We start from the raw sequence: 21,092 nt of genomic DNA on the forward strand, positions 1-21,092 counted from the left end.
TTCCAGAGTTTGCTGGCCGACCATCCGTGCCGGTCGAGCGAGTTCTCTACCTGTCCGTGGTTGAGGATTTTTGCCCGGTGGGTGCGGTGGACTTCCAGCATTCTAAACGTCTGTATAAACACTTATAATCGCTTTTCTTGTAAAGGTTCGGTTTAAGAACGGTGGAATACCCGACCCTGCCATTGCCGGTGGATTGTGTAGGAATTGTCGGATTCATCCTGACCCTAAAGGGTCAGGTATTCTCCTCGATTATGTATAAACAGGAAGTGGTGCGGAATCTCCGCGTGGTCGTAGTTGATCTGGATCGAATACCCCTCGACAACGCCCTCGTCTTCGAGCTTTCTGATTCGGTTGCGGATGGTATTGTCCGAGACGTTGAGTTCATCGGCGATCGCGGTTACCGGGGTCCGCGAATCGGCTTGGAGGTGGTAGAGGATCTGCTGGTCGACCCTGTCGAGCGATGTGTCCATACCGTCTGTCGCCGCGCGATATCTATAGGCGCTCTGACTATCTAAAATATTGTCTACTTGTTATATCTCTGTCCGAATGTCCCTATTCATCCGTTCTTTGTCGACTGTTTTGTCGGCCGTATTCTTCCGGTTTCAGCGGTCTGTGCACTACTGACTGCGTATTTCGAAATCAGTATATATACACGAAAATATTCTCAGAGATGTGTTTATATACTGGTGGGTTGTATGAACTCTTACCAGTTGAATCGGGGGAGACAACTGGGAAGACGGACGCATTGACGGAATCCGAGGCACCTATCACATTCTCGGGGCACGGGCTGGGGGGCCTTGTGCCACACTGCAAGAGGGCGTCTCTGATCGCTGTTTTCTGCGTGCTGTTCTCGCATCCATTATTCCGACGGCAGCCCGTACGTCTCGCGAACCGTCCTGGCCAGCATGCCGCCTTTTCGAAACACGATATAAACCAGAATGAATTCCTCGTCGACCGGGTTCAGGACGAACACTGCTCGGTCCGTGTCGTCCTCACGTTCGAGTTCGACGCGCTGGATGAGCGGTTCGATGGGTGTCGAGCCGGTTCGAAACTCCTCGAACAGATCCCGTGGGGGCTGTTGTTTGGCGAACGTGTAGACGACGCCGTTGGGTTCGTTGTCCGTGCTGTAGGTCGTCCGGGAGTTCATCGCCTCGCCAGCCATCTGGGCGTCGTACCACGTCTCTTGGGCAACCTCGAAGATACCGCTGACGCCGTCGGCGAACTGGATCCAGGTTCGCCCGTGGATCTCACAGTCAACGAATTCGGCGTCACTCTCGTCCCATGCGAGGCTCGCGGTCACCACGAACCCCGGTTTGAGTGCTCGAACCGTCTCGGCGAGTGGGCCATCGTCTGCTGGGGGCGTTGCGGCGAGCGGTTGGAGATCCGCCACTGGGTGGTCGGATTCGACAGCCGCAACCGCGTCGTTGAGGTCGACCAGTAGTATCGTGCCGTCAGGTCGACGGTCCAGCACGCGAAATCGGCCGGTCGTCGTCGGCTCCATACACGCTCTATCGGGCGACTCCGAATAAGCCACCCGGCTTCGGTCAGCGCACACCTGGTCCGAAGGCTTTTGTCTCACCGGAAGCTATGTGATCCACATGGACGACGGCGAACGCGCCGCACTTCTCAGCCGGATCAATCGCGGAAGCGCGACGATTGGCGCAACAGTCCCGGAGACAGTTACGGTCCACGGTGAGGAACTCCCGCTCGCCGATTTCATTATCGAGACGCGGAAGGTCGACGCCATCCCGCCCGAGGCTGTCGACACCCTCGATTCGGCCAAGCGCGCCCTCCGCGCCGAGCGCGCCGAGCGCGTCGACCGCCTCGAAACCAAGCCATTAGCGACCGAGACAGCCGAGGCTATCGCCGACGAGGTCGTCGGGATCGACCGGGCGCTCAACGCCTTGCAGACCATCCGGCACCCGGATTACGGCGACGAGGCCAGCGCCGCCGCGATCGACGACCACAAGCGGTGGCTCGGGTTTCTCGAGCGAATAAAGTAGTCAGTCGACCTGCGCCGCAGTCTCTCGAAACAGCCCGTCGAGAATCTCCGGCAGCGTGGGATGGTAGGCTCGATCCGGCAACTCCCGAACGTCGAGGCCCAACTCGACGATCACCTGCAACGTCTTGGCCATCGAGTCGGCATGTGCGTGCAGGCCCTGATACCCCAGCACCGTGCCGGTGTCAGCGTCGACGGTCAGCCGTGCCAGGCCATGCGGCACGTCCTTGACTTTGAACACGCCGTCGTCTTCAGCCCGCCGGGTGGCGGTGACGACATCGAATCCAGCCTTATCTGCGCTATCGGGGGTGTGACCGACGCGGGCGAAGGGGTAGACGCTCGCCCCCGAGAAGATGACGTGGTGGTGGACATTGCTGTACCGCTCCAATTTCTCGCCCGCGTGGTGGGCGAGGATGTTGTCGGCGGCCGTGTACCCCTGTTCCTTGGCGACGTGCAGGATCGGCTCCCGGCCGTTGACATCACCGACAACGAACACCTGCGGGTCGTCGACCGCCGCCATCGTCGCGTCGACCCACCCTTGTTTCGGTCGTAGCGACGTGGTGGCAACCCCGAGTCGATCGAGGTCGGGTTTGCGGCCGGTAAAGACGAAAAGCCCCTCGGCGTCGAGCCTCCGTTCGCCCTCGGACTGTTCGACGTGGAGCCGGACTCCGTCGTCGGTCGACTCCAGCCGTTTTTCCCACGTGTTTGTCAGGATCTCGATGCCGAACTCTTCGCGGTAGAGCTCCAGTAGTTCGTCGCCGAACGCCGGGTCGGCCTCGTCGATCGGCCGCGCGTCGTGTTCGATGACCGTGAGATCGACCCCGGCCTCGGCGAGATACGGCACGAGTTCGAGCCCGACGTAACCGAAGCCCATCACGACGCCCGAGTCGGGCAGTTCGGTCGCATCGAGGACGTCTTTGCTCGTGTAGTAGTCGACGTCGTCGATCCCCGGCAGATCCGGGATGTTGGGCGACGAGCCGGTGGCGATCACGACGTAGTCGGGTGCGTAGCGCTCGCCATCGATCTCGACGACGCGGTCGTCGACGAACCGCGCGGTGTCGTGGATGAACTCGACGCCCTCGCGCTCGCTCATCTCGTGGACCGCTCGCCGACGGTGGGCCGCGAAGCTCCCGACATGTTCGTTTTTGCGGTCGACCACACGACTCAAATCGATCTCGGGCGGCTCGCCATTGAGGCGGTCGTCCGCCCGCATCTGGAAGCGGTGGGCCGCCGCTGACAGCACCTCCTTGGAGGGCATACAGCCGTTGAGAATACAGAGCCCGCCGCCCGGTTCGCCGTCGTCGACCAAGGTTAGTCGGTCGATTCGGTCGCCGACGTGGTCGACCAGCCCTTCGGCGACGGCCGACCCGGCACTCCCGTAGGCCCCGAGTATCATCACGCGCATGGTGACCTGTTGACAGCCAGGGGTAAAACCGTATGGTGGCTGTGCAGGATGTGTCCCTCTCGGCGTTACCGCGAGATACCGCCCGTCGACTCCCCGAGGACGGCTTCGACTTCCTCGCGGGTCGTCACCAGCACGTCGCCTTCGACGGTGCGCTTCAGCGAGGCGGCGGCCGCGCCGTACGCGAGGGCGGTCTCGACCCCCTCGCCAGCGATCAGTTCAGCAAGCACGCCGCCGACGAAGGCGTCGCCGGTGCCGATGGCGTCGACCGTTTCGGTTTCGATCACGTCCTGTTCGAACACCGTGCCGTCGGTGTAGGCCAGCGACCCCGCCGCCCCGCGGGTGACGACGACCGTTTCAATCTCGTGGTCGTCGGCCAGCCGGTAGGCGATCGACTCGGCATCGCCCTCGTAGCCCAACACCGAGCGGGCGTCCCGCAGCGGCGCGAACAGCAGGTCGACCTTATTTAAAAGCGACGTGTACATTTCGCGGGCCTCGTCGGTCGACCAGAGCTTCGAGCGGTAGTTGAGGTCGAACGACCGGGTGAGTCCGGCCTCACCCGCCACCTCCAGAAGGGCCGTGGTCGTCTCGGCAGCCGTCGTCGACAGCGCGGGCGTGATGCCGCTGGTGTGAAACACCGACGCCGACTCGATGACTGCGAGATCTAACTCCGACGGTTTGACGCTCGTCACCGCGGAGTCGGCGCGATCGTAGACGACGTTCGTCCCCCGCGGATCCGCCCCGTATTCGAGATAGTACGTCCCGAGTCGCGCGCCGTCGCTGTCATCCCACGCCACCCGCGGGCTGACGCCGTGGCCCCGGAGCGCGCGGACGACCCGTCGACCCAGCGGATGTTCGGGGAGCTTCGAGAGCCACGCCGAGTCGATGCCGAGACAGGTGGCTGCCGCCGCGACGTTGCTTTCGGCCCCGCCGACCTGTGCGTCGAGAGTCCCCTCGATTTCGAGCCGCTGTCCCCGCGGTGGCGAGAGCCGGAGCATCGTCTCGCCGAACGTCACCAACTCAGCCATGGTATCGACCGCCGTTCATACCATGTCTCTGACCGATCGCACCTTAAGTCCAGTCCTCACAGCCCTGGCGGCTCAGTAGCCAGTTCCAACCAAGTGTAATCGGTTCCTGACTGTCGAGTAAAAATCCAACCCTCACACCCCGTGGCACCATGGACGAACGATTTGTGCAATGGTGACATACTTCAGTGTATGTCCTCCATCTATCGGCTCGGGTTCACCGGTGATGTCATGCTCGGCCGGCAGGTCGACGCCACCTATCGGAGCGGCGACCGACCACCGGCGGCGCTCTGGGGTAATCTCCAGTCGACGCTCCGCGGGCTGGACGGCTTGTTTATCAATCTCGAATGCTGTCTCTCGACGCAGGGCGAACCGTGGCCCGGCCGCCGGTTCCACTTCCGCGCCGATCCGAGCTGGTCGACCGACGCACTCCGGGCGGCGACGGTCGACAGCTGTAGCCTCGCCAACAACCACGCGATGGATTTCGGCCCCGATGCACTCGAAGAAACGCTCAATGTGCTGTCGGCCACCGACATCGAGGCCGTCGGCGCGGGTCGCAGCCGCAGACTGGCCCACCAACCGATCGCTGTCGACTGCCGCGGGCTGACGGTCGCCGTCGTCGCTTTCACCGACAACACTCCGGCGTACGCCGCCACCGACAATCGCCCCGGCACCGCCCATGTGGAGTTCGACCCCGACGACGAGGCGTCGATGGCCGTCCTCGCCGAGGCGGTCGACGAGGCCAAGGGGTTCGATCCCGACCTGCTCGTCGCCTCTTTGCACTGGGGGCCGAACAACCGGACCCACCCCCCAGAGCGCCACCGCGCAGTCGCCCAACAGCTCGCCGACTGGGGCGTCGACCTGATCTGTGGCCACAGCGCCCACCGGTTTCAGGGCGTCGAGCTGATCGACCGCGAGGGCGAGTCGCCCACAGTGGTCTGCTACGATATGGGCGATTTTGTCGACGATTACGCGGTCGACCCCACACATCGAAACGACCGCAGTTTCCTGTTCGAACTCGTCGTCACCAAGGACGGTCGGCCTCGCGAACTCGAACTCCACCCGACCGAAATCGAGTCGGCGGCGGTGTATCGGGCCTCGAAACGCGGCGCGGCATGGGCTCGCGACACCATGCGCGAGCGATCCGCACCGTTCGACACCACGTTCGACCGCGATGGTCGACGTCTCGTCGTCTCGATTTTCTAATCCGCTTCAGTACTCACTATTTACTCCTCAGTAGCCGCCGTCTACTACTCAGTAGTGGCTATCTACTCCTCACGTCGACCGGCGTGGCCGGGATAATCCCGCTCGAAGCGGTTGTCGATCTCCTCGCGGTTGATCTCGATAATGACTGGTCGTCCGTGGGGGCAAGCATAGGGGTTTTCGCAGGAATCGAGCGCCGCAAGCAGGTCGACGACCGAGCCCTCAGTGAGCGAGGTGTTGCCCGTAATCGATGGATAACACGCCAGATCCGCCAGGAGCTCGTCGACCGCCTCAGCGACGGTCTCGTCGGTTTCGGTCGACTCGACGAACTGGACCAGTGCGTCCCTGAGCAGTGTGGGATCGAGCGTCGTGCTGAACACTGCGGGGACGGCAGTCACCGCCACCTCGCGTGGGCCGTGCGATTCGGCCCGAAAACCGAGTTCGGCGAGCACTGCAGTGTATTCGTCGAACAGCGCGGCTTCACGGGCCGTTAGTTCGAGGCTAACGGGCTCGGCGAGCGCTTGAGTCGACGGCGAGTCGGCCACCGCCCCTTGGAGTCGTTCGTAGTTGACTCGCTCGTCGGCGGCGTGTTGGTCGATCAAGACGAGCCCCGACTCGGTTTCGGCGAGCACGTAGGTGTTGTACAGTTGGCCGAGCACCCGAAGTCGTGACAACCGCTCGTAGCTCCGGCCCTCGGTCGTCTCGCCGCCCGTCAGCGTTCGTTGGGTGGTTGGCTTGCTACCCACGACCTGTCGACGCGTTCTCGGCGTGCGGATGGGCTCGGAGCTATCGGCAGTCTCGGTGGGTTCGGGCCGAACGCCGTCGAGCAAGTCGACTGACTCTACAGCATCGACAGCTGACGACACGTCGGCTGATTCATCAGCATCGACTGACGCTATCGAGCTGGTCGTTTTGCTTGACCGCTCGCTGGTGGTGTCGCTCGACGGTGCTCTTTTCGGCGTTGACTCTCGATTAATCCCATCGACAGCCCAGTTCTCGTCGTCGGCCGGGTCGACCGGTGCTGGCTCGACGGTGGTAGCCGAGACCGCCGACTCCGGTGGGTTCGGCTCGGTTGCGCTCGATTCAGCGTCGCTTCGTTCATCGGTGCTCGAATCGGCTGTGCTCGGTTCGTCGCTGTGTTCGGGTGTTTCGGATGCTTGGCTGTCGACTCCCTCCGGGGCGATCCGTGTTTCGTCGGGGGCCGACCGGCCGCGGGGGGCTGTCGACCGAATCAGCCCGTTTTCGACGAGCGTTCGCTCGATCGTCTCGCTGATGAGGGTCAGTACCTCGCTTTCGTCGTCGAATCGGACCTCGGTTTTTCGCGGGTGAACGTTGACGTCGACCGACGCGGGTGGCACCTCAACGAACAGAACCGCGAAGGGATACCGGTCGGGTGCCAGTTGGCCGCCGTAGCCGTCGACGACCGCCCCGCGCAGCGCGGGGTCGGTCACGTACCGGTCGTTGACGAACGTTGCTAGATACGATCGGGTGCTCCGGGTGGTCTCGGGATGGCTGATCAGCCCCGAGATGGTCGCCACTGGGTGCGGTTCTGTGGCTGAATCGGCTTCGGGGCTGTACTCGACGTCGACCTCGATCATCGACTCGGCGACCTTGCGGCCGTAGACCGACAACACCGCCGACCGCAGCGAGCCCCGGCCCTCGGTGGCGAACCGCTCGCGGCCGTCGTGTACCAGCGATATTGCCACGTCGGGGTTCGCCAGCGCGTACTGGCTGACGACCGTCTGGATGTGGTCGAACTCCGTGCTTTCACGGCTGAGGAACTTCTTGCGCGCCGGGGTGTTGAAGAACAACGATTCGACCTCGACGGTCGTCCCCTCGGGACAGCCCGCGGGCCGAACCTCGCTGACCGTTCCGCCGTCGACCGTGAGCTCGCTTCCGGTGTCGCTTCCTCGGGGCCGCGAGCGAACCGTCAGTTTCGACACTGCGCCGATCGTCGACAGCGCCTCGCCGCGAAAGCCGAGGCTCGCGACACCGGCTTCGAGGTCTGTTATATCCTTGATCTTGCTCGTGGCGTGCTCTTCGACCGCCTGCGGCAGGTCGGCTCGGCGGATACCACGGCCGTCGTCGCTGACATGGATCGATTCCGTGCCGCCGCCGTCGACCGCGACCGAAATTCGGCCTGCACCGGCATCGAGGCTGTTTTCGAGCAGCTCTTTGACCACCGAGGCGGGCCGCTCGACCACCTCGCCAGCGGCGATCCGCTGGACGGTCGACTCGTCGAGCGTTCGAATCCGTTGGGTGGACTCTTCTGCCTCGTCGGTCGACCGATCAGTCATCGTCGAGGTTCGGCTGGGCCGTGAGCGCGGGCTGTGCGACCAGCAGTTCGTCGATCGCTCGCTTGTGGATGCTGACTGTCAGAAACTCGTCGCGGGCGGTCTGGGGGCTGACCCACTCGAAGTCGCAGTGTTCGTCGCTCAGCCGCACCTCGGTTTCGTCGGTTTCGCACCAGTAGACGACGCTGAAGCGCCCTCGCCCGACATCGTTTCGCCAGGCGGCGGTGTGGACCGGCTCGTAGACGTCGACCGAGAGGCCGGTCTCCTCGCGGACCTCTCGCTCGAGCCCGACGATCGGTTCTTCGTAGGCTCCCATCCTGCCGCCCGGAAGCTCCCACGTCTCGGGATCCATCTGCATCACCAGTAGCTCTCCGTCCGGCGAGAGGATGATCGCCTTCTGGCTGACTTCGGCGATCAGCGGCTGTTCGGTCATCGGTCGCTCCTGTCGGTGTCGCTGGCCGCCAACGTTCGTTCTGCTGGTGTGGTTGACTCCTGGGGCTGGGAGTCGATGGCCGACCACACGCTTCGATTCGCGTTCATTGTCGTACTATCGTGGGTATCTCCTATCAATCCACTGCCGACCAGTGGCCCGTACAGCGGTAAGCTTCACGCTGAACAACACGTCAAATAAAAAATGTCGGCTGAGGTGTTAGTCGTCGTCTTCTTCGACCACTTCACCGTCGACGACGTCCTCGACGATCTCGACTTCGAACTCGACGTCGGAGTTGGCCGCATCGGGATCGAGGTAGCCCGTCGCGAACGCGGTGTAGACGTTGTTCGATTCGGTTTCCACGTCGAAGGTGTACACTGGCTCTTCGTCGTCTTCCTCGTCTTCTTCTTCACCTTCCTCGGGCGGCTCTTCTTCGTCTTCGCCCTCGGATTCGTTGCCCTCTTCTTGGACAGGTGTCACGCTGGTGCCGCCATCGCTGCTGAGCAACTGGTTTTCGGTGTCGGATTCCTCTTCGGATCCGCTGCCACCGCCGCCACCGCCGCCCGCTTCGGCCGGATACACGTCCAACTCGTAGTCGCCCGCAGGCAGATCGAAGTACTCCGCCTCACCGAACGCCACGTTTTCGAACACGGCCGTCTGACCCGCCCGCACCTCGACCGCCGGGGCGTCCGGCGAGGCGTGGATCAGTCTGATCCGCGAATCGTTGAGCGACTCCTCGGGTTCAGCGTTGTTGTCCTCGAACAGTTCGAGCTGGACGCTGTCGGTGGTGGTGCCACCGTCACCGTCACCACCGTCCTCGCCACCATCGCCCTCGCTGGCCGGTGGGAGCGCGACCGCGGTCGTGTTGCTTGCAGGAATCGACACCTCCTCGTCGAAGACGACCAGCGACCGGGCGTCGGCCGCCGTGACGACGATTCGGTACTCGCCCTCGTCGAGTTCGAGGTAGTCGGTAACCTCGGTGTACTCTAGATCGCTGACCACCGGCTCTTCGGTGTCGTCGACATAGACGTCGACGGCCCCGATATCGGGAACCATGTGGGCGACGCGCAACAGATCGTCTCCCTCGTACGTCTCTTCTTCTTCCTCTCCGTCTTCCTGTTCTTGTCCGTCGTCTTCAGGTTGGTCTTCGGACTCGTTGCCGTTCCCACCGCCACCGTTTTCGGACTCGCCGCCGTTCCCACCCTCTTCGTCTTCTTGAGCCTCACCCGCACAGCCTGCGAGGCTTCCAACGACAGCCACACCGCCGGCTACCTTGAGAAAGTCCCTGCGTCGTGATTCATTCATAACAACACCTCTTGGTTGTACTCACATACTTGTTAATGTTTTTTCAGATCGACAGATAGTCAGTTAGTGGCCCTATGAACAGCTGACTGATTACGTCAATAGAACAGTAGTCAGACAGTAAAACACAGTAATACCTCTACAAACGGACCTCAAACCTGTCTGTGGGTGTGTTATTTCGATTATATATTCGCTACTATTGAATCAGAATTTTCAACACTCATGATATAGAAAACAAGTATATACCAACTTTCTGTCACTGTGTGCAACCGATTCTGCACCCTGTCAGCAGTCACCTACTGTCGGTGGTGTCGTGTTCGTCGAGTCGTGTCTGCCACTGCTGGACGGTTTCCATTAGTTCGAGTGGCGAACAGTCGGCGATGTCGGTCGACCTGAGCGCTTCGAGTACTGCCTGGGCCGTTGGATCGGCCACCGTCGTGGTCGACGCGGATTCGCCCGCGGCTCTCGCGGGCGCTGTTGAGGCTCCGGTGTTCTTTGTCGCCTCGTCCGCACTGTTCGTTCCTCCGTCCGCACCGTTGGTCGCCGACACGCTTCGAAACTCCCCCGAGCCGAGATCGAAGACGGTCTGTACTGGCTCGCTGTCGCCCGAGCCTCTGGCTTCGATCGCCTTCTCCTCGCGGAGCTTCCCCAACACGTCTTTGGCCCGGTCGACGACCGGCAGCGGCACCCCGGCCAGATCGGCGACGTGGATCCCGTACGAGCGGTCTGTCGCGCCCTCCTGAACCGTACGCAGGAACGTAACCTCGCCGTCGCGTTCGTCGGCGGTGATGTGGACGTTGTCGACGCGCTCGAGATGCGAGGCCAGCGCGGTGAGTTCGTGGTAGTGGGTCGCAAACAGACAGTGACAGCCGATCCGGTTGTGGATGTACTCGGTGGCCGCCCACGCGATCGAGATGCCGTCGTAGGTCGCGGTGCCACGGCCCACCTCGTCGAGAATCACCAGGGAGTTCTCGGTCGCCGAATGAAGAATGTTCGACAGCTCCTGCATCTCGACCATGAACGTCGAGCGACCCTGGGCGAGTTCGTCGAGCGCACCCACTCTCGTAAAGATCCCGTCGACGATTCCGACGGTCGCCGACCGCGCGGGCACGAAGCTGCCGACCTGCGCCAACAGGGTGATCAGCGCCGCCTGTCGCATGTAGGTCGACTTCCCGCTCATGTTCGGCCCCGTAACGATCAGAAAGCCGCGCTCGGCGTCGAGCGCGAGGTCGTTCGGGACGAACTCGGTGGTCTGTTCGACAACCGGATGCCGCCCCGCGTCGATGGCGAGTTCCCGCTCGGTCGACAGCGCCGGTCGCACCCAGCTGTTTGCGGCGGCGTGTGTCGCCAGCGAACACAGCACGTCGACTTCGGCGAGCGCCCGGCCCACGTCCTGCAGCAGCGCCGACTGCTCGGCCACCGTCTCGCGTAGCTGCTCGAAACGCTCGTACTCCAACTCACCGCGAGACTCTTCGAGCCGCAGGATCTCACGTTCGCGCTCGGCGAGCTCGTCGGTGACAAAGCGCTTGGAGTTCTTGAGCGTCTTTATATGCTGGAAGGAGTCGGGCACGCCGTCGGCCTGTGACCTGCCGACCTGGATGTAGTAGCCGTCGGTCTTGTTCCGGTCGACGCTCACGTGGGCGAGCCCGTGGTCGCGTTTGATCCGGTCGGCCAGTCCGTCGACCCACTCTCGGGCCGTTTCGTGACGTTCGATCAGCTCGTCGAGCTCGTCATCGAACCCGTATTTAAATAGTCCGCCCTGGGTGACCGTTTTGGGTGGATCGTCGTCGAGCGCCTCGTCGAGCGTCTCGCGAAGGTCGGCGGCAGCATCCCTGTCGGGCCTGTTTATGACGGTCGACAGCGGCGAGTCGGCCAGCTGCCCGCCAGCGATTTCGTCGGCCAACTGCGGCAGGAGTTCGAGCGTGTCGCGAACCGCCAACAAGTCGCGGGCGTCGGCGCTGCCGCTGGCGGCCCGGCTGGCGAGCCGTTCGAGGTCGTAGGCCCCATCGAGCGTTTCGCGCAGTCGTTCACGCGGAAGGGCCGCCGCTGCGAGCGCCTCGACGCAGTCAAGTCGCCGAGAAAGCTCGGTTTCATCCTGGCGTGGCCGTGTGAGCCACTCTCGAAGGAGTCGACCGCCTGGACTCGTCTCGGTGTGGTCGACCGTATCGAGCAGCGAACCGGCCCGGTCGCCGTGCATCGTCTCGACGAGTTCGAGGTTGCGCTGAGTCGTCGCGTCCAGCGTCAGGTGGTCGTCGGGGGTGTAGCGCTGGAGCCGACTCATCGACTGGGTGACGCCGACGCCTGTTTCCTCGACGTACGCGAGGATTCCCCCTGCGGCGCGGACCGCGAGCGTCGACTCGAGGCCGATGCTGTCGACGGTTTCGCTGCCGAACTGTTCTTTGACGGTGTGGGCGCTCCGCCCGGGGGCGAAGGCGTCGGTATCAAACAGCGCGACCGAGGCGTCGCTGCGGTCGCGGAGCTGTCGAGAAAAGTCGTCGTCAGTTCGCACGTGTGGACCGGGAAGGATCTCCACGGGCGCGAACCGGTACAGTTCGGCGTGGGCCTCGCCAGCAGTGCCTACTTCGGTGACGAGAAACCGACCGGTGGTGATGTCCGCAAACGCCAGTCCGTAGGGACCGCCATTCTCGCCGTCGTCGGCATCGTCGCCACGGACGACCGCGGCAAGATACTGCGCGTCGGCGTCGGTGGTTTCGATGAGCGTTCCCGGCGTTACGAGCCGCGCGATTTCGCGGTAGTGGTCGCCGTTTTCGTCCTGATGCTGGTCGGCGACCGCGACCCGGTAGCCGCGGTCGACGAGCGCTTTCATATACGGGGTGAGCTCCGACAGTGGAATGCCAGCCATCGGATACGACGAGCCGTGCGAAGACTTCTGTGAGACGGTGAGATCCAGTTCGTCAGAGACGGTTTCGGCATCGTCGGCGAAAAACTCATAGAAGTCGCCACACTGCATCGCCAGGATATCCGCGTCGCTGTCGGCCTTAATGGAGAGAAATTCCTCAACGATTCCCTGTGACATACCTGCTGTCGGTCCGTCTTGGGCTAAAGGGCTACGGGTCCGTGCGGTGGTGCACCAACGGCCTCGCCGAAGAAGGCGGCTCGATCCGGTTCGGTGAGTCGACGGCGTGAAACTACCCGCTGGCCGCCAGAACGCCGTTCGAATTTGACTCATGGGCTTTTTGATCCACGGTCGATCCCTCCCTCTGTTCTCGGCCAACTATCTGAGTGGCTCGCTACGCATGGTCGACGCGACAGCCGGTGATCTCGAACCGTGCGCCGCCTTCGACGCTCTCGTCGAGGTCGACCTCCCACTCGTGGGCCGTCGCCAGATCTCTAACGATCGACAGCCCGAGGCCCGTCCCCGTGTCGTCCGTGCTGTAGCCGTAGTTAAGGGCCTTCTCGCGCATCGATTCTGGAATCCCGACCCCGTCGTCTTCGACGAAAAACCCTCGTCGAGGGTTCCGACCGTGACTGTCACTGGACGTTCGTTGTGGTCGGTCGCGTTGCGAAACAGATTCTCCAGCATCGTTCGGACGATGGCGGGCGCAGCGGTGACTGTCCAGCCCGCCGGGATGGCCGTTTCGAGCCTCGCGCCGTCGGTATCGGCGGTCTCCCATGCGTCGACCACCACCGATTTCAACACGATCGCGTCCAACGTCGACTCGTCGATCTCCGTCTCCGTTCGAGCGAGGGTGAGCAGTTCGGCGATCATCGTTTCCATCCGGTCGTGTGCGTCGACGACTTTCTCGAAGGCCTCCTCGCTGCCGGTTTCGCGGGCGATATCCAGATACCCCTGGGCGACGCTCAGCGGGTTGCGGAGGTCGTGGCTGATCACGCTCGCGAACTGGTCGAGCCGCTGGTTCTGCTGTTCGAGCTCCCGATCGTGTCGTTTCCGCTCGGAGATGTCCCGGGAGTTGATTACGTAGTGTCCCTCCGGGGTCGGGTTCGACGAGCCGACCGACTCGATCCATCGGTAGCTGCCGTCGGCCATCAGGTGGCGGTACTCGACGGCCTCGACGTGATGTGTCTCGGCTGCCAGAACCGCCTCGAAGGCGTCCATCACCCGCTGGCTGTCTTCGGGATGAATGTAGTTGGCCACCTGCTCGCCGATCAGCTCCGCCTGTTCGAAGCCGTACAGCCGTTCGATTGCCCGACTTTCGTACTGGACGACACCGTTCGCATCGAGAACCGTGAGGAGATCAGTAGAGTGCAGCGGAAGCATTTCCGGCCGCGAAACCTCGGGCGACTCAGCAACCTGCTCTGATGTCGACTCCCGATCCGTCATAACAGCTACTTTGAACCCGATATAATTGAATGTATTGGTGGTTTATCAGGATACTGTGGCTGTTCGTTTTACGCTCAAGGTACAAATGCGAGAAATATAAATCAGCGATATTGTGGTTCCAAGTAGTACTAAGATTCTCGATACGCCGCCGTCGACTATAGAATCTGCGTTGAGTAGCAACCCGATCACGTAGTCGAGGACCGAGCCGTCGTTACTCCAGATACTCGAGCCGTCGACGGCTCGGTACGTCTGTACGGACGACTACGGCGCGTAGTAGTACTCGCCCTGGCGCTTTTGGCTCTCGTCTTTCTGACTTCCTGGCTTGTTGATCCGTGGTCGACTGGTGCGCTCGTCGCGTCGGAAGGTGATGTCGAGATCCGCCAGAAAGTCGTTCATCCCCGCGCGCATCTCCTGTGGCAGCGAGGCGTGGCCGTGGTCGGCCGGTTCGCCGTCGAAGACCATCAACCGGTCGGCCAGCAGGTCGATCATGTAGATGTCGTGGTCAATCACGAGCACGGTCGCGTCGTGGTTCTCGGCGTACCGGCGGATCGCGGTTGTCGCCTGCACGCGCTGTTCGACGTCGAGATGCGCCGAGGGCTCGTCGAGGACGTACAGATCCGACTCGTCGGAGAGACACGCCGCGATCGCTACCCGCTGGCGTTCACCACCCGACAAATCAGTCAACTGCTGTTCCATGATCCGATTCAGTTGGAGGGGTTGGGCGACCTCGGTGTTCCAGTACGACGAGCCGAACTCGTCGGTGATCGACGACAGGAACGTGTCGACTCTCATCGGCTGGTCGATCTCGATGTACTGGGGTTTGTACGAGATGTCGAGTTCGAACTCCAGGCTCCCCTCGTCGGGCTCGATCGAGCCCGCGAACATCTTGGCGAGCGTCGACTTGCCGATCCCGTTCGGCCCCACGATGCCGAGCACTTCGCCCTGGTAGATGGTGCCGCCGTCGACCGACAGCGAGAACTCACCCTCGCCGTAGGATTTTTCGAGAGCCGGGTATTCGACGAGCGGTGTTCCTTTGACGGTCGCGCGTGGGGCGTGTTCCTCGAACGTAATTTTCTCCGGGCGAATCCGCATATTCTCGTTGGTGAGATAGCCTTCGAGATACTCGTTGATCCCTTTTCGAACCGATTTCGGTGGGGTGATAACACCGAACGCGCCGGGCTCACCGTAGCCGACGTGGATCGAGTCAGCCAGCAAGTCGAGAATCGCCAGGTCGTGTTCGACGACGAGCATCGAGCGGTCGGTTTCCTCGTCGTCAGCCAACTCGCGAATGAGTCGTGCGGCGACCATCCGCTGGCCCACGTCGAGGTAGGGCGTGATCTCGTCGAGGAAGTAGAAGTCCGCGTCCCGTGCGAGCGTCGCGGCGATGGCGACCCGCTGGAGTTCGCCGCCCGAAATCGAGTCGATCGGTTGGTCCATTACCGGGCGAATGCTCAGCCGGTCGACCAGCGAATCGAGTTCGCCGCGCTCGTCGGTCGCTTCGAGCAGATCACGGGTCTTGCCGTCGAACTGTTTGGGGATCTGGTCGACGTACTGGGGCTTGCGGGCGATGGTGATCTCGCCGTCGATCAGCCTGTTGAGGAATTGCTGAAGCTCGGAGCCGCGATAGCGTTCGAGCACTGGTTCCCACGTGGCCTCGGCGCTGTAGTCGCCGAGGTTCGGGATGACCTCGCCGGCCAACCCTTTGACTGCGGTCGATTTCCCGATCCCGTTGGGACCCAAAATCCCGGTTACCTTGCCGGGTTCGGGAACCGGCAGCCCGTAGAGGGCGAACGCGTTTTCGTTGTAGCGGTGGGTCGGCTCTTCGGTGAGTTCCTGCGGGAGATTGATGATCTCGATCGCATCGAACGGACATTTCTCGACACAGATGCCACAGGTTTCGCCGAGACAGATCTCCTCGGAGATGCGGATCTGGTCGGGGTCGCCGGTTTCGGCATCCTCGCCGCGAACGGTGATGCATTCTTTGCCCGTACGGTTGGGCGGACAGAAGTTGGCGCACTCGTAGTTGCACCGGTCGGGTTGACAGCGGTCGAGGTCGACGACCGCGATGCTGTCATCGGCCATTAGAGGCTCACCGCCGAGGTGAGCAAAACGGCGTACGTAATAAACCAGAGACAGAACGTCATAAAGGAAATAAACAGGTTGTCTTTAACGCCGAACTCGCCCGTTTCGAGCCCGATTGCTTTCAGAATGGGGTACTGGATGAAGATCGCAATCCCCATGATGAGAACCGCCTGTAGGTCGTTGGCGGCTTCGGGAGACGTCCCAACGACGACTGCCGAGGCCAGCCCTGCGAGAATTCCCGCAAGGCAGGCGATCGTTGTGACGGTGACTCCGCGCATGTGATCGGAGAAACCGGTTGCCGATTCAGTAGCCATACGCGGAGTTCAACGTGAGCCAAGAAAAGGAGTTCGCTTGCCGCCGCTCGATTTCGGCCTCTCAGAGCCACCGCTACCGCTGAGTGTGGTCACTGTTCACATCTCGAATTCGGACACAGAGCACCCGCTCATTTTAAACATCCACTCCTTTCAGCGGTCCATTGATCCCAACGGTCCACTCATCCCAACGACACATGCAGGTCGACCTCGGGTACTCTCGACGAAGTCAGACGGTACACGACCTCTCCGAGTGGGAGTAAACGGGGTAACATTCAATGTGGTGTGCTGTCTCAGTACTCTCAATGGCGCGAACAGATCAAGAGAACCTCGGCGATCTCCCACCGAGTGCAAAACTCGTTTTCAAGGTCCTCGAATACAACGGCACGCTCACGCAGAAAGGGATCGTCGAGGAGTCGATGCTTTCGGCTCGAACCGTGCGGTACGCGCTCGAACGCCTCGAATCGATCGGCGTCGTCGACGAGGACGTCTACTTCGCTGATGCCAGACAGAACATCTACGAACTCACGCCGAAAGCCGACCAGGCGTTCGAAAACAGCGAACTGCCGAGCGCCGACTGACTCACGCGGTTTTCGCGAGCTGTGCGATTCGTACCAGCGTCAACACGACCGTCACGAGCAGCGCGGTCGCCGACGCGAACACGACCGCGAGCAGCAGAAACCACCCTTCAGGCCCGAAAAAGGGGTACGACCGCCCAGCACTGACCGGCCCGAGCAGTTCGAACACCCGAACGCTGTAGGCCAGCGCCGCCACGACAAGGCCGACGCCGAGACCGATCGCCGCGTTTTTCCGGATCTCTACGGCTTCGAGGATTGCCGCCATCGGACTCTCGGGCTGGTCGTCGCTCACAGTCGATGGTAGCGCCCGGATAACTAAATCGACTCCGACTTCGATGGGACGCTCGTCTCAGCGGTAGGCTTCGAACTCTTCGCCGAACACCAAGAAGTAGCCAGTGCCTACCAGCCCGATCACGGTGGCAAGGCCGAACGCCAGCGACGGGCTACCAGCCACCAGTTGTCCGTCGCCAAACGGGTTTGGCACCCCGCCGTACAGCGCGCCACCGAGTGCCGAACTCGGAATCACGATCAGGTTGCGGAGCAGATAGTACGAGCCGGTGATCCGCCCGCCCGCTCCCGCCTCTGCTGGGCCGACGATCAGCGCCTTGTGCGCTGGAAGGCCAGCGAACCGGATGCCCGAGATTGCGAACAGTACGACGAGCACCGCCGCGTTGGCTGGCGCACTGATGAGCAACACCGGAAAGATCGCGTACACCGCGAAGCCGGTCGCCACGACGGGTTTGAGCCCGACGCGTTCGGCGGCCGCGGCCGAGGGGGCCATCACCAACAGCGCGATGACCATCTCGACGCCGAGCAGGAGTCCGAAGAAGGCCGACGGCGAGAGGTCGACGGCCCCCACCACTGGGAGCGATGTCGAAAAGCTGACTTCGAGAAAGTCCGTGACGACGATGATAAAGAAGACGTACACCATGCCGTTGGCAAACCGAACCAGCGTATCGCCGATGAGAAGGGGTTGGAGCGTCGACGGCAGCCCTCGCAGATCCTCGACAATCTGGTCGACGCCCTCGAACGAGCTACCGAAACTGTCCTCGCTGGCGTCGTAGAGCGCGTGCTGGATGACCGTTGCGACCGCCCCGAAGCCGACCGCTACTGCCAGCACGTAGCGGAAGCTCATTTCGAATGACGGATGCAGCGTGAGAAGTCCAGAAGCGATCACAGGACCGATCAGAAACGCGCTCCGTCGGAAAGTCTCGGTGCTGGCGAAGCCACGAGCCAGTCGGTCGGCCGAAACGCTCTGTTTGACGATGGCGTAGCTCGCGCCGAGCCCGAACGATTTCCACGCCTGGGCGAGCACGAGGCCGACGAACACCCAGATCCACGGCTGAATCGAGATACCTGCGAGGGTGACCGTCCCGAACGCGGGAGCGACGAACCACAGCAGAAAGCCGAGCGTCGACGCGAGTCCGAACACCGTCAGGGCGTATCGCGAGCCGATACGATCCGAGACCATGCCGCCGGGGTAGGGGTAGACCGCGCTGATGAGGTTGCCGAACGTCCCAAAGAGGCCGATCACGAACGCGCTCGCGCCGAGGACGTTCAGGTACTCTGGGAGAAATCGGGTGGTCATCTGAAAGCCGAGGCTGAACGCGAACATCGCCACCGAGAGCACGAACACGTCGCCACGGAGCGCCAGAAACTGCCGGTAGCCATCCAACGGACTGGCCTCACGCTCGCTCATTGGTTGGACTTCCGCCGTTCGCCTGCAAAATACCACCGAAAGCGCGGCTGTTCGGCCGACTCCGACCGAACCCATAAAGGTCAGTGCGGTCGGAGTGTGGGGTAATGACGATCTCGCTCGGCACTGCGAGTGCGGCCCCAGGCGAACTCAACGTGGGTCGACTCGATGTCGGTGAAACCCGTGACGGAAGCGCTGCCGAACTGCCAGTGGCGGTTATCAACGGCGTCGACGACGGCAAACGGCTCTATCTGCAGGCGGTCAGCGACGGCGACGAACTCAATGGCCTGGGCGTTATTCGCCGGGTCGTCCCCCAACTCGATCCGTCGACGCTGTCGGGGTCGGTCGTCGTCGTCGGCATTGTCAACTACTTCGGCTTTCAGGTGGCCGAACACCGCAACCCGATCGACGACCGCAAACTCAACCGCACGTTCCCCGGCGACGCCACCGGTAGTTCCAGCGAACGCATTGCGGCGGCGGTGTTCGAAGCCGCCAAACAGGCAGACCTCATTCTCGATCTCCACCAGGGTTCGACCAGCCGGATGATCGACGAGGTCCGGGTTCGGTGTGGGCGTCGACACAGCCTCCACAGCGAGTGTTTGCGACTCGCAAAGATCTTCGACTGTGGCTACGTCCTCGATCAGAAAGGCCCCGAGGGGCAACTCGCGCGTGTCGGCCCCGACGAGGGCATTCCAACGATCGATCCCGAACTCGGCGGCTCGGTCGGCTTCAGCGAGGAAAGCATTCAGCGCGGCGTCGAGGGCGTGTTCAACGTGCTCCGGTACTACGATTTCCTTGAGGGTGAAGTGAACACCGGCCGCCAGACGCGCGCCAAACGGTTCGATCAGTACGGCGCGCCCGCTGGCGGCATCGTCGACTATCGGGTCGAACTCGGCTCGCGCGTATCGGCCGGCGAGACGATCTTCGAGGTCACCGATGCGTTCGGCCAGATCACTGCCAGCGTGAGTGCCGACAACAGCGGCATCTTCTGGCGGTCGCGGCGGCTGCCGCAGGTCGCCGCCGGCGAGTACGTCTGTTCGGTCGGCACCAACGTCGACAGCTACTGACCGGCCCCTTTCAATTTTCACCGTTCGGGATGTGTCGGTGCGTCGAACCCACCCCTAATCAGGGGTTTGGCGATGTGTCGACGCGCACATGGCGGCACCTCGTACCACCCTTTTTCGAGCTCGCGGTCGACCTCGCGCTCTACTTTTCCTGGCTCGGTGGTTCCGCAGTCGCGACACCGATACCCCTGGTTGCGACCCGCAGATTTCATCCGTCGACCGCAGTTGGGGCACGTCGGCGTGACCCGTTCGGTGCGGTTCAGCGCTCGAACCGCGAACTTTTCGAGTTTGATCGTTCCCCCCGAGTGCTCGCCGCAGACGGTCAGCCGGTCGCCGACCCGGAGGTCACGGACCCAGTGGCGAAACCGTTTGGTCGGCTCGAACGCCACGCAGTCGACCGTATTTGTATACTCGTCGCCGCGCTCGGCCAACTCGACGAAGACGTGGCCCCCTCGTCGTGTCTCGGGTTGGGTGGAGACGACGCCGTCGACGCGGTATCCTGCTCGCTCCCGAAGCGAGCCGATCGTTCCTGTTTCGAGATGGTGGTCGGTTCCCTGGTTCGTCAGGAAGGTGGCCGCTCGGTCGACCGGCTCGGTTCCCTCGCTGGCGGCGATTTCGGCAGCGACCGTCTCGACCGCGTCGGTTGTTTCGCCACGAATCCCGTAGAGGATCGGCCCCGGCGCGTTGGGCACACAGACGGCTTGGGATTCGCCGCGGTCGACGGTGTCCCACACCTTGGGATAGCCCGCCTCGGCGGCTGCAAAGACCGCGTCGTGGTCGACCTCGCGAGGTGTGCCACTCCGGTCGAACTCCCGGTAGGCGATTCGTTCGTAGGTCCACTCGTCGAACGCGGCCCATGCACCGACGGCCGCCAGCGCACCGATCCGTCCACGACCTTCAACTTCACAGCCTTCGGCTGCCCAGCCGCCGTGTTTGTAGCCCGCGTCGTCTGCGGCCGCGAGCGTCCGTTCGAGCGAGTGACGGTGGCAAACCGCTCGCCGGGCGTGGTCGACCACTCGCTCGTCGACCGCGTCGGGACTCCCGGGAGCGACGACGACGCCCGGGCTCGTCCGGCTGTCGGCGTCGATGGCGAGCGATTCGACGACGTCGCAACCCAACTCGAACGCCCGGTCGACGTCAAGGTCTGTGTGGAGTGCGAGCGCGGCATTCCCCCGAGTTTTGTGTTCGATTGCCGGATTCAGGCGTACGAGCAGTCGGCGGTCGACGCGGCCACCGTCGGCCTCGATCGCCTCGGCCAGCCGCGTGGCGAGGTAGGTCGTACACATCCCCTCGTTACGAGAGTCGGTGTCGTCGAGGCCGATCACAGTCATTAGCGGCTGTTGGTGATCCCACTGAAAACCAGTTTCGAGTCGATCGACGACTCACTGTCGTTGTGACTCTCG

At 62.6% G+C, this 21,092-nt stretch carries 18 protein-coding genes and 1 pseudogene; 4 read left to right on the plus strand and 15 right to left on the minus strand.

Annotation, left to right across the window (positions count from 1 at the left end):
• Positions 1-224: 224 nt before the first annotated feature.
• On the minus strand, positions 225-470 hold the full coding sequence (locus O2S87_RS10880; protein ID WP_475408815.1) for an Lrp/AsnC family transcriptional regulator: 246 nt from the start codon (positions 468-470) through the stop codon (positions 225-227).
• Between the two features lie 389 nt (positions 471-859).
• Positions 860-1,501 carry a DUF6663 family protein gene (locus O2S87_RS10885; RefSeq protein ID WP_475408816.1) on the minus strand — a complete coding sequence of 214 codons (642 nt, stop codon included), beginning with the start codon at positions 1,499-1,501 and terminating at the stop codon, positions 860-862.
• A 97-nt stretch (positions 1,502-1,598) separates the two neighbouring features.
• On the opposite strand from O2S87_RS10885, the gene O2S87_RS10890 reads away from it, so the two are divergent.
• Positions 1,599-2,003: a DUF5788 family protein gene (locus O2S87_RS10890; protein WP_475408817.1), complete on the plus strand. Its 405-nt coding sequence runs from the start codon at positions 1,599-1,601 to the stop codon at positions 2,001-2,003.
• Here O2S87_RS10890 and O2S87_RS10895 read toward each other — a convergent pair whose 3' ends face one another.
• Positions 2,004-3,404 carry a dihydrolipoyl dehydrogenase family protein gene (locus O2S87_RS10895; RefSeq protein ID WP_475408818.1) on the minus strand — a complete coding sequence of 467 codons (1,401 nt, stop codon included), beginning with the start codon at positions 3,402-3,404 and terminating at the stop codon, positions 2,004-2,006.
• Positions 3,405-3,469: 65 nt separating this feature from the next.
• Positions 3,470-4,429 carry a bifunctional 2-dehydro-3-deoxygluconokinase/2-dehydro-3-deoxygalactonokinase gene (kdgK1, locus tag O2S87_RS10900; RefSeq protein WP_475408819.1) on the minus strand — a complete coding sequence of 320 codons (960 nt, stop codon included), beginning with the start codon at positions 4,427-4,429 and terminating at the stop codon, positions 3,470-3,472.
• A 189-nt stretch (positions 4,430-4,618) separates the two neighbouring features.
• Here kdgK1 and O2S87_RS10905 point away from each other — a divergent pair, with 189 nt between their 5' ends.
• Complete coding sequence (locus tag O2S87_RS10905; RefSeq protein ID WP_475408820.1) at positions 4,619-5,632, plus strand: CapA family protein; 1,014 nt, start codon at positions 4,619-4,621, stop codon at positions 5,630-5,632.
• 62 nt (positions 5,633-5,694) lie between these two features.
• Here O2S87_RS10905 and mutL read toward each other — a convergent pair whose 3' ends face one another.
• From mutL to O2S87_RS10945, 8 genes and pseudogenes are all read right to left on the minus strand, one after another.
• Positions 5,695-7,926, minus strand: coding sequence for a DNA mismatch repair endonuclease MutL (gene mutL / locus O2S87_RS10910; RefSeq protein WP_475408821.1), 2,232 nt, complete (start codon positions 7,924-7,926; stop codon positions 5,695-5,697).
• Positions 7,919-8,356: an NUDIX hydrolase gene (locus O2S87_RS10915; RefSeq protein ID WP_475408822.1), complete on the minus strand. Its 438-nt coding sequence runs from the start codon at positions 8,354-8,356 to the stop codon at positions 7,919-7,921. The genes mutL and O2S87_RS10915 overlap by 8 nt, the downstream gene beginning before the upstream one ends.
• 216 nt (positions 8,357-8,572) lie before the next feature.
• Positions 8,573-9,658: a DUF4397 domain-containing protein gene (locus tag O2S87_RS10920; RefSeq protein ID WP_475408823.1), complete on the minus strand. Its 1,086-nt coding sequence runs from the start codon at positions 9,656-9,658 to the stop codon at positions 8,573-8,575.
• A 289-nt stretch (positions 9,659-9,947) separates the two neighbouring features.
• Positions 9,948-12,692, minus strand: a complete 2,745-nt coding sequence (mutS, locus tag O2S87_RS10925) for a DNA mismatch repair protein MutS (RefSeq protein ID WP_475408824.1) — start codon at positions 12,690-12,692, stop codon at positions 9,948-9,950.
• A 214-nt stretch (positions 12,693-12,906) separates the two neighbouring features.
• The gene (locus tag O2S87_RS10930; RefSeq protein ID WP_475408845.1) at positions 12,907-13,290 is read right to left on the minus strand and encodes a sensor histidine kinase; all 384 of its coding nucleotides are present in this window, start codon (positions 13,288-13,290) and stop codon (positions 12,907-12,909) included.
• A 68-nt stretch (positions 13,291-13,358) separates the two neighbouring features.
• Positions 13,359-13,958: pseudogene (locus O2S87_RS10935) on the minus strand (PAS domain S-box protein); the annotation flags it as partial.
• 261 nt (positions 13,959-14,219) lie between these two features.
• A complete protein-coding gene (locus O2S87_RS10940) occupies positions 14,220-16,040 on the minus strand; it encodes a ribosome biogenesis/translation initiation ATPase RLI (RefSeq protein WP_475408825.1) in 1,821 nt (606 codons plus the stop codon).
• On the minus strand, positions 16,040-16,354 hold the full coding sequence (locus tag O2S87_RS10945) for an EMC6-like membrane protein (RefSeq protein WP_475408826.1): 315 nt from the start codon (positions 16,352-16,354) through the stop codon (positions 16,040-16,042). Before O2S87_RS10945 ends, O2S87_RS10940 begins: the two co-directional genes overlap by 1 nt.
• A 302-nt stretch (positions 16,355-16,656) precedes the next feature.
• On the opposite strand from O2S87_RS10945, the gene O2S87_RS10950 reads away from it, so the two are divergent.
• Positions 16,657-16,932, plus strand: a complete 276-nt coding sequence (locus O2S87_RS10950; protein WP_475408827.1) for a winged helix-turn-helix transcriptional regulator — start codon at positions 16,657-16,659, stop codon at positions 16,930-16,932.
• Between the two features lies 1 nt (position 16,933).
• On the opposite strand, the gene O2S87_RS10955 is transcribed toward O2S87_RS10950, so the two are convergent.
• Together O2S87_RS10955 and O2S87_RS10960 are read right to left on the minus strand one after the other, a co-directional pair.
• Positions 16,934-17,221 (minus strand): DUF7536 family protein, encoded by a 288-nt coding sequence (locus O2S87_RS10955; protein WP_475408828.1) that lies wholly within the window; start codon positions 17,219-17,221, stop codon positions 16,934-16,936.
• Positions 17,222-17,278: 57 nt separating this feature from the next.
• Complete coding sequence (locus O2S87_RS10960; RefSeq protein ID WP_475408829.1) at positions 17,279-18,628, minus strand: MFS transporter; 1,350 nt, start codon at positions 18,626-18,628, stop codon at positions 17,279-17,281.
• Between the two features lie 104 nt (positions 18,629-18,732).
• Here O2S87_RS10960 and O2S87_RS10965 point away from each other — a divergent pair, with 104 nt between their 5' ends.
• Positions 18,733-19,692 (plus strand): succinylglutamate desuccinylase/aspartoacylase family protein, encoded by a 960-nt coding sequence (locus O2S87_RS10965; protein WP_475408830.1) that lies wholly within the window; start codon positions 18,733-18,735, stop codon positions 19,690-19,692.
• A gap of 17 nt (positions 19,693-19,709) precedes the next feature.
• Here the strand turns inward: O2S87_RS10965 and O2S87_RS10970 are convergent, their stop codons facing one another.
• Positions 19,710-21,020 carry a TiaS agmantine-binding domain-containing protein gene (locus O2S87_RS10970; protein WP_475408831.1) on the minus strand — a complete coding sequence of 437 codons (1,311 nt, stop codon included), beginning with the start codon at positions 21,018-21,020 and terminating at the stop codon, positions 19,710-19,712.
• Between the last annotated feature and the right edge of the window lie 72 nt (positions 21,021-21,092).

Source organism: Halohasta sp. A2, from assembly GCF_056175805.1.

Bases quoted from the DNA above. Each gene is read 5' to 3' on its own strand.
- O2S87_RS10945 (WP_475408826.1), bottom strand. From the start codon at position 16,354: ATGGCTACTGAATCGGCAACCGGTTTCTCCGATCACATGCGCGGAGTC.
- O2S87_RS10880 (WP_475408815.1), bottom strand. From the start codon at position 470: ATGGACACATCGCTCGACAGGGTCGACCAGCAGATCCTCTACCACCTC.
- O2S87_RS10885 (WP_475408816.1), bottom strand. From the start codon at position 1,501: ATGGAGCCGACGACGACCGGCCGATTTCGCGTGCTGGACCGTCGACCT.
- O2S87_RS10930 (WP_475408845.1), bottom strand. From the start codon at position 13,290: ATGGGAGACCGCCGATACCGACGGCGCGAGGCTCGAAACGGCCATCCC.
- O2S87_RS10970 (WP_475408831.1), bottom strand. From the start codon at position 21,020: ATGACTGTGATCGGCCTCGACGACACCGACTCTCGTAACGAGGGGATG.
- O2S87_RS10940 (WP_475408825.1), bottom strand. From the start codon at position 16,040: ATGGCCGATGACAGCATCGCGGTCGTCGACCTCGACCGCTGTCAACCC.
- O2S87_RS10905 (WP_475408820.1), top strand. From the start codon at position 4,619: ATGTCCTCCATCTATCGGCTCGGGTTCACCGGTGATGTCATGCTCGGC.
- O2S87_RS10960 (WP_475408829.1), bottom strand. From the start codon at position 18,628: ATGAGCGAGCGTGAGGCCAGTCCGTTGGATGGCTACCGGCAGTTTCTG.
- mutL (WP_475408821.1), bottom strand. From the start codon at position 7,926: ATGACTGATCGGTCGACCGACGAGGCAGAAGAGTCCACCCAACGGATT.
- mutS (WP_475408824.1), bottom strand. From the start codon at position 12,692: ATGTCACAGGGAATCGTTGAGGAATTTCTCTCCATTAAGGCCGACAGC.
- O2S87_RS10890 (WP_475408817.1), top strand. From the start codon at position 1,599: ATGGACGACGGCGAACGCGCCGCACTTCTCAGCCGGATCAATCGCGGA.
- O2S87_RS10965 (WP_475408830.1), top strand. From the start codon at position 18,733: ATGACGATCTCGCTCGGCACTGCGAGTGCGGCCCCAGGCGAACTCAAC.
- O2S87_RS10920 (WP_475408823.1), bottom strand. From the start codon at position 9,658: ATGAATGAATCACGACGCAGGGACTTTCTCAAGGTAGCCGGCGGTGTG.
- O2S87_RS10915 (WP_475408822.1), bottom strand. From the start codon at position 8,356: ATGACCGAACAGCCGCTGATCGCCGAAGTCAGCCAGAAGGCGATCATC.
- O2S87_RS10950 (WP_475408827.1), top strand. From the start codon at position 16,657: ATGGCGCGAACAGATCAAGAGAACCTCGGCGATCTCCCACCGAGTGCA.
- O2S87_RS10895 (WP_475408818.1), bottom strand. From the start codon at position 3,404: ATGCGCGTGATGATACTCGGGGCCTACGGGAGTGCCGGGTCGGCCGTC.
- kdgK1 (WP_475408819.1), bottom strand. From the start codon at position 4,429: ATGGCTGAGTTGGTGACGTTCGGCGAGACGATGCTCCGGCTCTCGCCA.